Source organism: Actinopolyspora mortivallis DSM 44261, assembly GCF_000384035.1.
Classification (GTDB): Bacteria; Actinomycetota; Actinomycetes; order Mycobacteriales; family Pseudonocardiaceae; genus Actinopolyspora; species Actinopolyspora mortivallis.
The window spans coordinates 2,535,767-2,549,198 of the sequence record NZ_KB913024.1 but is presented as its reverse complement, the minus strand read 5'-3'; the positions used below and the strand labels follow the sequence as shown (position 1 = coordinate 2,549,198).

At 63.7% G+C, this 13,432-nt stretch carries 4 protein-coding genes, 1 tRNA gene, 3 rRNA genes and 1 other annotated feature; of the genes, 5 read left to right on the top strand and 3 right to left on the bottom strand.

Features of this window, described 5'->3' with window-relative positions:
• The first annotated feature begins 178 nt into the window (after window positions 1-178).
• The 4 genes from ACTMO_RS0112005 to ilvD all read left to right on the top strand — a co-directional run bounded on the left by ACTMO_RS0112005 (window position 179) and on the right by ilvD (window position 9,943).
• Window positions 179-1,742 (top strand): 16S ribosomal RNA (locus ACTMO_RS0112005).
• Between the two features lie 153 nt (window positions 1,743-1,895).
• Window positions 1,896-4,678, top strand: a sequence feature (most likely nonfunctional fraction of RNA operon).
• A gap of 153 nt (window positions 4,679-4,831) precedes the next feature.
• A 23S ribosomal RNA gene (locus ACTMO_RS0111995) occupies window positions 4,832-7,942 on the top strand.
• 109 nt (window positions 7,943-8,051) lie between these two features.
• Window positions 8,052-8,169: ribosomal RNA gene (rrf, locus tag ACTMO_RS0111990) — 5S ribosomal RNA — on the top strand.
• Window positions 8,170-8,236: 67 nt separating this feature from the next.
• Window positions 8,237-9,943, top strand: a complete 1,707-nt coding sequence (ilvD, locus tag ACTMO_RS0111985) for a dihydroxy-acid dehydratase (RefSeq protein WP_026449148.1) — start codon at window positions 8,237-8,239, stop codon at window positions 9,941-9,943.
• 14 nt (window positions 9,944-9,957) lie between these two features.
• Here the strand turns inward: ilvD and ACTMO_RS20975 are convergent, their stop codons facing one another.
• From ACTMO_RS20975 to ACTMO_RS0111970, 3 genes are all read right to left on the bottom strand, one after another.
• Complete coding sequence (locus ACTMO_RS20975; protein ID WP_019854937.1) at window positions 9,958-10,635, bottom strand: alpha/beta hydrolase; 678 nt, start codon at window positions 10,633-10,635, stop codon at window positions 9,958-9,960.
• 115 nt (window positions 10,636-10,750) lie between these two features.
• Window positions 10,751-11,593, bottom strand: a complete 843-nt coding sequence (locus ACTMO_RS22010) for a phosphatase PAP2 family protein (protein ID WP_157062871.1) — start codon at window positions 11,591-11,593, stop codon at window positions 10,751-10,753.
• 108 nt (window positions 11,594-11,701) lie between these two features.
• Window positions 11,702-11,774: transfer RNA gene (locus ACTMO_RS0111970), tRNA-Lys, on the bottom strand.
• A gap of 477 nt (window positions 11,775-12,251) precedes the next feature.
• Here ACTMO_RS0111970 and ACTMO_RS0111960 point away from each other — a divergent pair.
• On the top strand, window positions 12,252-13,403 hold the full coding sequence (locus tag ACTMO_RS0111960; protein ID WP_019854934.1) for a L,D-transpeptidase: 1,152 nt from the start codon (window positions 12,252-12,254) through the stop codon (window positions 13,401-13,403).
• Window positions 13,404-13,432: the final 29 nt, after the last annotated feature.

Here is a 13,432-nt window from a genome sequence, read left to right as displayed (position 1 = left end):
GTTGACAACGAGGACATGCGGGAACGGTTGTGAGGGCCGTTTTCGGGTGTGTGCCCACGGTGGTGGGTGTGTTCTTTGAGAATTCAACAGTGCCTCGTGTTGTGTGTGCGTGTGGGGCCTGTGTTGTGGGTCTTGTGGTTGTTGTGAGTGTTTTTGCTGGGGTTTTTTCTCTGGTTGTTTGTTGGAGAGTTTGATCCTGGCTCAGGACGAACGCTGACGGCGCGCTTCACACATGCAAGTCGAACGCTCGCACCCCGGGTGCCTTCCCCTCTTTTTGGGGGGTGGGTGGGGTGTGGGAGTGGCGGACGGGTGAGTAACACGTGAGTAACCTGCCCTGGGCGTGGGGATAACCCTGGGAAACTGGGGCTAATACCGGATGGCTCGCATGCCCCGCATGGGGGGTGTGGGAAAGGTTCTCTCCTGTGAGGGGGGGTTCCGGCCTGGGAGGGGCTCGCGGCCCATCAGCTTGTTGGTGCGGTGAGGGCGTACCAAGGCGATGACGGGTAGCCGGCCTGAGAGGGTGATCGGCCACACTGGGACTGAGACACGGCCCAGACTCCTACGGGAGGCAGCAGTGGGGAATTTTGCGCAATGGGCGGAAGCCTGACGCAGCGACGCCGTGTGGGGGAGGACGGCCTTCGGGTTGTAAACCCCTTTCGGCCCTGACGAATGTGACGGTAGGGGCTAAAGAAGCGCCGGCTAACTACGTGCCAGCAGCCGCGGTAATACGTAGGGCGCGAGCGTTGTCCGGATTTACTGGGCGTAAAGGGCTCGTAGGCGGTTTGTCGCGTCGGTCGTGGAAATGTGCGGCTTAACCGGGCACGTGCGGCCGATACGGGCAGACTCGAGGGCGGTAGGGGCAAGCGGAATTCCTGGTGTAGCGGTGAAATGCGCAGATATCAGGAGGAACACCGATGGCGAAGGCAGCTTGCTGGGCCGTTCCTGACGCTGAGGAGCGAAAGCATGGGGAGCGAACAGGATTAGATACCCTGGTAGTCCATGCTGTAAACGTTGGGCGCTAGGTGTGGGGACCGGGTGATGGTGTCCGTGCCGTAGCTAACGCATTAAGCGCCCCGCCTGGGGAGTACGGCCGCAAGGCTAAAACTCAAAGGAATTGACGGGGGCCCGCACAAGCGGCGGAGCATGTGGATTAATTCGATGCAACGCGAAGAACCTTACCTGGGTTTGACATACACCGGATCGCTCCAGAGATGGGGTTTCCTTTCGGGGCTGGTGTACAGGTGGTGCATGGCTGTCGTCAGCTCGTGTCGTGAGATGTTGGGTTAAGTCCCGTAACGAGCGCAACCCTTGTCCCGTGTTGCCAGCGGTGCGGCCGGGGACTCGCGGGAGACTGCCGGGGTCAACTCGGAGGAAGGCGGGGACGACGTCAAGTCATCATGCCCCTGATGTCCAGGGCTTCACACATGCTACAATGGCCGGTACAGAGGGTGGCGAGACCGTGAGGTGGAGCGAATCCCGGAAAGCCGGTCTCAGTTCGGATCGGGGTCTGCAACTCGACCCTGTGAAGTCGGAGTCGCTAGTAATCGCAGATCAGCAGTGCTGCGGTGAATACGTTCCCGGGCCTTGTACACACCGCCCGTCACGTCATGAAAGTCGGTAACACCCTAAGCCCATGGTCCAACCCGGTTGCGGGGGGGGCGTGGTCGAAGGTGGGACTGGCGATTGGGACGAAGTCGTAACAAGGTAGCCGTACCGGAAGGTGCGGCTGGATCACCTCCTTTCTAAGGAGACCCTGTTGAGGCGGGCGTTACACGCACGCGTGGTGGGGCACTGTTGGGTTCTCTGGGGGCGCACCCGTGTGGTGGGCTCTGGTGGCTGGTTGAGAACTGTATAGTGGTGGCGAGCATCTGATCATCGTGTGGTGGTCGGTGTGTGGTTTCGTGTCCAGGGGCGTACGGTGGATGCCTGGGCATCAGACGCTGAAGAAGGACGTGGGAGGCCGCGATAGGCCTGGGGGAGCTGTCAACCGAGCTGTGATCCCAGGGTGTCCGAATGGGGAAACCCGGCCGGGGTGATGCCCGGTCACCGGTGCCTGAACAGTGGTATAGGGCATCGGGAGGCACGGGGGGAACTGAAACATCTCAGTACCTCCAGGAGGAGAAAACAAACAGTGATTCCCTCAGTAGTGGTGAGCGAACGGGGAGCAGGCTAAACCGGGTGCGTGGGCGAGTCGGCAGACGGTGCGTGCCCGGGGTTGTGGGAGTGTGTGGTGTCTGTGCTGCCGCGCAGGCGCGTGTGCCCGATGGTGAGCCGAAGGTGTTGGAAGGCACCGGCGCAGTGGGTGAGACCCCCGTAGGTGAACACGGTCGGGTGGGCGTGCACGCATGTCCCGAGTAGCGCGGGGCCCGGGAAATCCCGTGTGAATCGGCCAGGACCGCCTGGTAAGCCTAAATACGTCTGGTGACCGATAGTGGATGTGTACCGTGAGGGACTGGTGAAAAGTACCCCGGGAGGGGAGTGAAAGAGTTCCTGAAACCGTGCGCCCACAAGCCGTCAGAGCATCCCCGTGCGGGGGTGTGATGGCGTGCCTTTTGAAGAATGAGCCTGCGAGTTAGTGGTGCGTGGCGAGGTTAACCCGTGAGGGGAAGCCGCAGCGAAAGCGAGTCCGAACAGGGCGGGACAGTCGCGTGCTCTAGACCCGAAACCGAGTGAGCTACCCGTGGCCAGGGTGAAGCGCGGGTAAGACCGTGTGGAGGCCCGCACCCACCAGGGTTGAAAACCTGGGGGATGAGCTGCGGGTAGGGGNGAAAGGCCAATCAAACTCGGAGATAGCTGGTTCTCCCCGAAATGCATTTAGGTGCAGCGTCGTGACAGGCCTGGTGCTGGTAGAGCGACTGGATGGCGAAGGGCCCGGTGCGGGTACTGACGTCAACCAAACTCCGAATGGTGTCAGGCAGTGCGCGGCAGTGAGTCCCTGGGGGACAAGCTCCAGGGTCGAGAGGGAAACAGCCCAGATCACCGGCTAANGCCCACGGTGGTGGGTGTGTTCTTTGAGAATTCAACAGTGCCTCGTGTTGTGTGTGCGTGTGGGGCCTGTGTTGTGGGTCTTGTGGTTGTTGTGAGTGTTTTTGCTGGGGTTTTTTCTCTGGTTGTTTGTTGGAGAGTTTGATCCTGGCTCAGGACGAACGCTGACGGCGCGCTTCACACATGCAAGTCGAACGCTCGCACCCCGGGTGCCTTCCCCTCTTTTTGGGGGGTGGGTGGGGTGTGGGAGTGGCGGACGGGNGAGTAACACGTGAGTAACCTGCCCTGGGCGTGGGGATAACCCTGGGAAACTGGGGCTAATACCGGATGGCTCGCATGCCCCGCATGGGGGGTGTGGGAAAGGTTCTCTCCTGTGAGGGGGGGTTCCGGCCTGGGAGGGGCTCGCGGCCCATCAGCTTGTTGGTGCGGTGAGGGCGTACCAAGGCGATGACGGGTAGCCGGCCTGAGAGGGNGATCGGCCACACTGGGACTGAGACACGGCCCAGACTCCTACGGGAGGCAGCAGTGGGGAATTTTGCGCAATGGGCGGAAGCCTGACGCAGCGACGCCGTGTGGGGGAGGACGGCCTTCGGGTTGTAAACCCCTTTCGGCCCTGACGAATGTGACGGTAGGGGCTAAAGAAGCGCCGGCTAACTACGTGCCAGCAGCCGCGGTAATACGTAGGGCGCGAGCGTTGTCCGGATTTACTGGGCGTAAAGGGCTCGTAGGCGGTTTGTCGCGTCGGTCGTGGAAATGTGCGGCTTAACCGGGCACGTGCGGCCGATACGGGCAGACTCGAGGGCGGTAGGGGCAAGCGGAATTCCTGGTGTAGCGGTGAAATGCGCAGATATCAGGAGGAACACCGATGGCGAAGGCAGCTTGCTGGGCCGTTCCTGACGCTGAGGAGCGAAAGCATGGGGAGCGAACAGGATTAGATACCCTGGTAGTCCATGCTGTAAACGTTGGGCGCTAGGTGTGGGGACCGGGTGATGGTGTCCGTGCCGTAGCTAACGCATTAAGCGCCCCGCCTGGGGAGTACGGCCGCAAGGCTAAAACTCAAAGGAATTGACGGGGGCCCGCACAAGCGGCGGAGCATGTGGATTAATTCGATGCAACGCGAAGAACCTTACCTGGGTTTGACATACACCGGATCGCTCCAGAGATGGGGTTTCCTTTCGGGGCTGGTGTACAGGTGGTGCATGGCTGTCGTCAGCTCGTGTCGTGAGATGTTGGGTTAAGTCCCGTAACGAGCGCAACCCTTGTCCCGTGTTGCCAGCGGTGCGGCCGGGGACTCGCGGGAGACTGCCGGGGTCAACTCGGAGGAAGGCGGGGACGACGTCAAGTCATCATGCCCCTGATGTCCAGGGCTTCACACATGCTACAATGGCCGGTACAGAGGGTGGCGAGACCGTGAGGTGGAGCGAATCCCGGAAAGCCGGTCTCAGTTCGGATCGGGGTCTGCAACTCGACCCTGTGAAGTCGGAGTCGCTAGTAATCGCAGATCAGCAGTGCTGCGGTGAATACGTTCCCGGGCCTTGTACACACCGCCCGTCACGTCATGAAAGTCGGTAACACCCTAAGCCCATGGTCCAACCCGGTTGCGGGGGGGGCGTGGTCGAAGGTGGGACTGGCGATTGGGACGAAGTCGTAACAAGGTAGCCGTACCGGAAGGTGCGGCTGGATCACCTCCTTTCTAAGGAGACCCTGTTGAGGCGGGCGTTACACGCACGCGTGGTGGGGCACTGTTGGGTTCTCTGGGGGCGCACCCGTGTGGTGGGCTCTGGTGGCTGGTTGAGAACTGTATAGTGGTGGCGAGCATCTGATCATCGTGTGGTGGTCGGTGTGTGGTTTCGTGTCCAGGGGCGTACGGTGGATGCCTGGGCATCAGACGCTGAAGAAGGACGTGGGAGGCCGCGATAGGCCTGGGGGAGCTGTCAACCGAGCTGTGATCCCAGGGTGTCCGAATGGGGAAACCCGGCCGGGGTGATGCCCGGTCACCGGTGCCTGAACAGTGGTATAGGGCATCGGGAGGCACGGGGGGAACTGAAACATCTCAGTACCTCCAGGAGGAGAAAACAAACAGTGATTCCCTCAGTAGTGGTGAGCGAACGGGGAGCAGGCTAAACCGGGTGCGTGGGCGAGTCGGCAGACGGTGCGTGCCCGGGGTTGTGGGAGTGTGTGGTGTCTGTGCTGCCGCGCAGGCGCGTGTGCCCGATGGTGAGCCGAAGGTGTTGGAAGGCACCGGCGCAGTGGGTGAGACCCCCGTAGGTGAACACGGTCGGGTGGGCGTGCACGCATGTCCCGAGTAGCGCGGGGCCCGGGAAATCCCGTGTGAATCGGCCAGGACCGCCTGGTAAGCCTAAATACGTCTGGTGACCGATAGTGGATGTGTACCGTGAGGGACTGGTGAAAAGTACCCCGGGAGGGGAGTGAAAGAGTTCCTGAAACCGTGCGCCCACAAGCCGTCAGAGCATCCCCGTGCGGGGGTGTGATGGCGTGCCTTTTGAAGAATGAGCCTGCGAGTTAGTGGTGCGTGGCGAGGTTAACCCGTGAGGGGAAGCCGCAGCGAAAGCGAGTCCGAACAGGGCGGGACAGTCGCGTGCTCTAGACCCGAAACCGAGTGAGCTACCCGTGGCCAGGGTGAAGCGCGGGTAAGACCGTGTGGAGGCCCGCACCCACCAGGGTTGAAAACCTGGGGGATGAGCTGCGGGTAGGGGNGAAAGGCCAATCAAACTCGGAGATAGCTGGTTCTCCCCGAAATGCATTTAGGTGCAGCGTCGTGACAGGCCTGGTGCTGGTAGAGCGACTGGATGGCGAAGGGCCCGGTGCGGGTACTGACGTCAACCAAACTCCGAATGGTGTCAGGCAGTGCGCGGCAGTGAGTCCCTGGGGGACAAGCTCCAGGGTCGAGAGGGAAACAGCCCAGATCACCGGCTAAGGCCCCCAAGTGTGTGCTGAGTGGAAAAGGATGTGGGATCGCCGAGACAACCAGGAGGTTGGCTTAGAAGCAGCCATCCTTGAAAGAGTGCGTAACAGCTCACTGGTCAAGTGATCCTGCGCCGATAATATAGCGGGGCTTGCAAGCACACCGCCGAAGCCGTGGCACCGCCCCTGGCGGGGTGGTGGGTAGGGGAGCATCCCTCACCGCGGTGAAGCATCCCCGTAAGGGGGTGTGGAGTGTGGGGGAGTGAGAATGCAGGCATGAGTAGTGCTAGGACAGTGAGAATCTGTCCCGCCGAATGACCAAGGGTTCCAGGGCCAGGCTGATCCGCCCTGGGTGAGTCGGATCCTAAGGCGAGGCCGACAGGCGTAGTCGACAGGACAACGGGTTGATATTCCCGTACCCGCCTTGACACGTCCCATACCAGCCCCCACGACACCAGCATCAACCGGTGGGCCCGGTCTCGTTCGCGAGACCACGGCTGGACCGGTGGTGGTGTGTGTGGTGGGTGTGTTGGTCAGCGACGGGGTGACGCAGAAGGGTAGCCCAACCCGGGCGATGGTGGTTCCCGGGGTAACGGTGTAGCCGGCCGGCCCAGGCAAATCCGGGCCGGCGTCGACGGTGAGACCGGAGGCCGAGCCAGTGTGGCGAAGTGGGTAAGCCCCGGCTGCCGAGAAAAGCCTCTAGCGAGTGTGAGGGCGGTCCGTACCCGAAACCGACACAGGTGGTCTGGTAGAGCATACCGAGGCGAGCGGGCGAACCGTGGTTAAGGAATTCGGCAACATGTCCCCGTAACTTCGGGAGAAGGGGAGCCGCCGCTGGTGACCCCCCCTGCGGGGTGAGCTGGCAGCGGCCGCAGAGAATGGGCCCAAGCGACTGTTTACTAAAAACACAGGTCCGTGCGAAGTCGTAAGACGCGGTATACGGACTGACGCCTGCCCGGTGCCGGAACGTTAAGGGGAGCCGTGAACCCCCCACGAGGGGGTGTGGCGGCGAACCGAAGCGCCGGTAAACGGCGGNGGTAACTATAACCATCCTAAGGTAGCGAAATTCCTTGTCGGGTAAGTTCCGACCTGCACGAATGGCGTAACGACTTGGGCGCTGTCTCGACCACGGACCCGACGAAATTGCACGACGAGTTAAGATGCTCGTTTCGCGCGGCAGGACGGAAAGACCCCGGGACCTTTACTACAGCTTGGTATGGGCGTCCGCGGCGGCTTGTGTAGGATAGGTGGGAAACTGGGAAGGTCACACGCCAGTGTGGCCGGAGTTGCTGGTGAAATACCACTCTGGTCGTTGTGGGCGTCTAACCTCGGTCCGTCACCCGGACCAGGGACAGTGCCTGGTGGGTAGTTTAACTGGGGCGGTTGCCTCCCAAACAGTAACGGAGGCGCCCAACGGTTCCCTCAGCCTGGACGGAAACCAGGTGACGAGTGCAAGTGCACAAGGGAGCTTGACTGTGAGACCGACAGGTCAAGCAGGTGCGAAAGCAGGGACTAGTGATCCGGCACCGGCACGCGGACGCGGTGTCGCTCAACGGATAACAGGTACCCCGGGGATAACAGGCTGATCTTGCCCAAGAGTCCCTATCGACGGCATGGTTTGGCACCTCGATGTCGGCTCGTCGCATCCTGGGGCTGAAGTCGGTCCCAAGGGTTGGGCTGTTCGCCCATTAAAGCGGCACGCGAGCTGGGTTTAGAACGTCGTGAGACAGTTCGGTCCCTATCCGCCGCGCGCGCACGGAGACGTGCGGGGAGCTGTCCCCAGTACGAGAGGACCGGGACGGACGAACCTCTAGTCTGCCAGTTGTCCCGCCAGGGGCAGGGCTGGTTCGCTACGTTCGGCACGGATAACCGCTGAAAGCATCTAAGCGGGAAGCCCACCCCAAGACCACGTCTCCCACCCCCCACCGGGGGGATAAGGCCCCCAGCAGACGACTGGGTCGATAGGCCCGACATGCACCCACAGCAATGTGCTCAGTGGACGGGTACTAACCGGCCGAACGACGAACACCCACACCCCNCCCCCGCGCTCGCCACCACTACACAGCCTCAACCACCCACCCCCCAACAAGGGGCACCACAACTCCATACAACACACGCCCCCGCCCCCCCGTGGCGGCGGGGTCGGTGGCCACAGCGGAGCGGGACACGCCCGGACCCATCCCGAACCCGGCAGCTAAGCCCTCCAGCGCCCGACCTACTGCACCCCCACGAGTGCGGGAACCACGGACACCGCCGACCCCCCCACCACACCCACCCCCGACATCCAGTCACCTACTACCCTCGACGTGTGAACGAAGACACCGTCTTGAGGGATGACAAGGTTTCCGAGTCCGGTACCCCCCGGAGTCCGCTCAAGCCACGTAGCCACGAGGTCACGGACGGTCTGGAACGGGCGGCCGCACGCGGTATGTTGCGTGCCGTCGGTATGCGCGACGACGACTTCTCCAAGCCGCAGATCGGTGTGGCCTCCTCCTGGAACGAGATAACCCCCTGTAATCTGTCCCTGAAACGCCTCGCGGGCAGTGCCAAGGAAGGCGTCCACGCGGCCAACGGGTATCCACTGGAGTTCGGCACGATCTCGGTTTCCGACGGAATCTCCATGGGGCACGAAGGAATGCACTATTCGCTCGTGTCCCGTGAGATGATCGCCGATTCGGTGGAAACCGTGATGCAGGCCGAACGACTGGACGGCTCGCTGCTGCTGGCGGGATGCGACAAGAGCCTGCCCGGTATGCTGATGGCGGCCGCGCGGCTGGACCTGGCCTCCGTCTTCATCTACGCGGGATCGATCCTTCCGGGGAAGGTCGACGGCAGGGACGTCACGATCATCGACGCCTTCGAAGCCGTCGGTGCCTGCGCCCGCGGGCTGATCTCCCGTGCCGAGGTCGACCGGATCGAACGGGCGATCTGCCCGGGCGAGGGTGCCTGTGGTGGCATGTACACCGCCAACACGATGGCCTGTGCCGCCGAAGCACTGGGTATGTCCCTGCCCGGTTCGGCCAGCCCTCCTTCCGTGGACCGGAGGAGGGACGCCGGCGCGCGGGAAGCGGGACGTGCGGTGGTGCGCATGCTGGAGCAGGGCATCACGGCGCGGGACGTGTTGACGAAGGAGGCTTTCGAGAACGCCATCGCCGTGGTGATGGCCTTCGGGGGCTCGACCAACGCTGTGTTGCATCTGCTGGCCATCGCCTACGAGGCCGGGGTGGAGCTGACCCTGGAGGACTTCAACCGAGTGGGAGACCGGACTCCCCATCTGGCCGACGTGAAACCGTTCGGCGAGTACGTGATGACGGAAGTCGACCGCATCGGTGGGGTTCCCGTTGTCATGAAGGCCCTGCTGGACGCGGGACTTCTGCACGGGGACTGTGTCACGGTGACCGGCCGCACCGTCGCCGAGAACCTGGAGGAACTGGCTCCCCCGGAACTGGACGGTTCCGTGCTGCACCGACTGTCCGATCCGATACATCCCACCGGCGGTCTCACCGTGTTGCGGGGCTCGTTGGCCCCCGAGGGAGCGGTGGTGAAGAGCGCGGGTTTCGACACCGCCCGTTTCGAGGGCACCGCAAGGGTGTTCGACGGGGAACAGGCCGCGATGGACGCGGTGGAGGCTGATTCGCTCCGTTCCGGTGACGTGGTCGTCATCCGCTATGAGGGACCGCGTGGCGGCCCCGGGATGCGGGAGATGCTGGCGGTCACGGGAGCGATCAAGGGAGCCGGCCTGGGCAGGGACGTGCTCCTGCTCACCGACGGTCGTTTCTCCGGCGGTACCACCGGGCTGTGCATCGGACACGTCGCCCCGGAAGCCACCGACGGGGGGCCCATAGCCCTGGTGGAGGACGGAGACCCGATCCGGCTCGATCTGCGGGAACGTACTCTCGACCTGCTCGTTGACGAGGAGGAACTGAAACGGCGTCGTTCCGCCTGGTCCCCGCCGGAGCCCCGTTACCGCCACGGGGTGCTCGGCAAGTACGCCAGACTGGTGGGGTCCGCCGCGCAGGGAGCCGTGTGCTGAGCCCCGTCGGGAACTCACCCGGTTCGCGGGCGTGTGTCGTCCTCGGGACTCTCCGGGGAGTGGGGAGCTGACGGTGGGCTCTCGGGGGTGTGCTCCGCCCCCTGTCTGCTTCCCGCCTCGTCGACGGCCCGCACGACGAATTCACGAACCAGATTCGCCCATTCCCGGTGGTGGCGCAGCATCGCGTGTCCACCACCGGGTACGCGGCGGAAACGGACCCGGTGGCCGCTCTGTGCGGCGCGTCGTGCGTAGTCGGCCGAGGCCCTGGCCGACGTGGTGCGGTCCCGGTCCCCGTGGACGAGGAGCACCTCGGTGTCGCCGAGGTGCTCGTAGGGATCGGAGCTTTCCACCCAGGGGGCGAGCGCGCAGACCCCGTCCACACCGGGTTCGTCCCCCAACAGCAACGCGGCTCGGCCACCCATGGAGTGACCCACGAGCACGATCCTCGTGTCGGGCTGCCGGGCTCGGATGGCCGCCGTCGCCCATCGGGCGTCGACCAGTGGATCGCGGAGCGGCTCGTTCCATCCACGCAGGCGGTTCCGGAGTAGCCACACTCCCGCCGGTCGTGGGGCGGTGTTCACGGCCGTGCGCAGGGTTCTCGCCAGCCAGCCCATGCGCAGATAGGCCAACCGCCAGGGACGCATCGGTTCCTCGCTGCGGGGTCGTCCTCCGTGCAGGACCAGTACCGCCACGGGCGCCGTGTCGGTTGTGAGCCTGTGAAGCCGAGCCGTGGCGGGAGATCCGCCGACCAGGGGAATCGGATTTCGGGTTCGTGCACGCATGATCTCGGTTCGGTCGGACCGGTACTCAACCGGTGGGGGGATGGTGGGTGTCGTCCGCCCCGGTGGAAGGGGGGTGTTGTCGTCCACGGCGTAGACGGGCGCGTTCGACCAGTCTGTCGCGTACCGGAGCGAGTCGGTGCGACAGGGTGCACAGACTGATCAGCAGGAGCGTGAGACTCGTACCGAGCATCCAGCCCGCCAGCACGTCGGACGGTGAGTGCACTCCCAGAACCAGTCGGGAGAAACCGGTGACCAGTACCAGCAGTACCGCCAGGCTCCCGACCCCGTACCACCGCCTCCGTGGGGAACCCGAATGTTGGACCAGCAGGAACGCCAGCATCAGGTAGACGGCGGCGGAGTGGGCCGAGTGACCCGAGGGAAACGCGAAGCTGTCCTCGGTGACCGCGTTGGGAGCAGGAACAGGACGGGGGCGGGCTATGATGATCTTGACCAGGAAGACGACGGTCGCGGTTCCTGCCGAGCTGAGCAGCATCAACAGTGGGGGAGCCCAGCTTCGGGCCCGGAAACCGAGCCACACGGACACGGAGAGCACCACGAGGGCGAGTGTGATCCCGTCGCCCAGGTACGTGATGGTGTTGAAGACCGCCACCGTGGTCGGATCCCGCAGCACCGCGATCCGTTCCAACAGCTCCCGGTCCAGGGTGAGCAGCGCGCTGTGTTCGTAGACCTGCTCCGTGATCGCGGCGAAGGCCCGGAAGCCGAGCACCGCCAGGGTCAACCCGAGCACGGGAAGAACCCACGGGTACCAGAAAACCAGTTCGCGCCAACCGGCATGACCGGACTCGGCTCCGCTTCGTCCGTTCCGATCCGGAGTGTGGTGTTCCTCACCGGATGGGGCCATTGTCATGGGATGTTACTCCGCGAGTAGGGATGGCTGCCGTACGTCGGTGTCGAGTTTACGGACGTGCCTCGCCGCGGAAACGAAAAATCCCGGGCCGAAGCCCGGGATCCGATGTGCGCCAATAGGGACTCGAACCCCAAACCCACTGATTAAGAGTCAGTTGCTCTACCACTTGAGCTATTGGCGCGTTGTGTTGTTTTCGCTTTGTTCGCCTGCCGGGTCATCCCTCTCGCTGGCGACATGTGAAACATTAGCACGCTGGGAGCGGGGCGGTTTCGAGGGGGGTCGTTTCGCTCGTGGGGTGTGCGGTGAGGTGCTTGTGCGCTGTTGTTCCTTCCTGCGGGGTCGGTTCGGGACGTGGGGTCGGTCGAGCCGGGTTTCACCGAAGGGGTCGGTTTCGCGGGTGGGGGTGAGGTCACGGAATGGCTACGGAGTGGTCGTGGTGACAACCCCGTGCTGGGTGACGGCGTCACCCGGGTGAAAGTCGTACGGTTTTCACTCTTCGTGTCCTTATGGGGGATGTTCTTCTCGATCTTCACCCTTTGAGGTATTGATCTTCGTACGACTGAGCGGGGAACGATACATCGTCTTGAACGGAATGCCGCTGATGAAGCTGTTACATCACTCTTCGGGAGGAAGATCGTTTCTTCTCGGAGCTCGGGGCGTGGTCCTGGGGCTCGTCGTGGCACTGGCCACGGGGTGCGGAGCCGCCACCGGGGGTGGCGGGTCGAACGGGGACTCCGCCGCGGAGGAACCGAGCGGGCCGCCCGCCCTGGAGTTCACTCCCGAGGGAGGGGCCACCGACGTCTCCCCGGTGGACGACATCGGGGTGAAGGCGCTCAACGCCGAACTGACGGAGGTGACGATGACCAACTCCTCCGGGGAGGAGGTCGCCGGGAACCTGGCCGAGGACGCGGCGAGCTGGGCGGTCGGGGAACCGCTCGGATACGGCAAGACGTATCGGATCGTCGCGAAGGCGACGGGCGGCGACGGCAGGACCCTGACCGAGAGCTCGGAGTTCACCACGCTGACTCCCGAGAGTCTCACCTACGTGTCCATGAATCCCCTGGACGGACAGACCGTGGGAGTGGGTCAGCCCCTGGCGTTCTACTTCAGCGAGGACGCGCCCGCCCCGGACAAGGAACGGGCCGAGAAGGCCATCGAGATCAGCACCGAACCCGCCGTCGAGGGGGCCTTCTACTGGTTCGACGACCGCGAGGTGCACTGGCGTCCCGAGAACTACTGGAAGTCGGGGACCAAGATCTCGATCGACGTGAACGTCTACGGCAAGAACCTGGGCAACGGCGTTTACGGAAAAGAAGACCGCAGCGCCACCGTCCGTATCGGTGACCGCGTGATCCTGCGGGCCGACGGACAGAGCCACCGGATGAAGGTCGAGGTGAACGGGGAGGTCAAACGGACTCTGCCCGTCTCGCTCGGCCGCCCCTCCTTCCCCTCGCACAACGGGACGCACGTGGTGATGCGCAAGCACGACAGCTACCTCATGGACTCCACCACCTACGGACTCGGCCTGGACGAGGGGGGCTACCGCACCCGGGTCAAGTGGGCGGTGCGCATCTCCAACGGAGGTGAGTTCCTGCACGCCGCTCCCTGGTCCGTGGCCGATCAGGGGGAACGCAACGTCAGCCACGGCTGCATCAACATGAGCCTCGCCGACGCCAAGTGGGTCTACGACCTGGTGAAGAAGGGAGACGTGGTGGAGGTCACGAACTCGGGTGGAGACCAGTTGGCCTCCTGGGACGGTTTCGGGGACTGGCAGATCCCGTGGAGTGAGTGGACCGCAGGCAACAGGTGAGCGACCGTGCCCCGGAGTTCCCCGGAAAT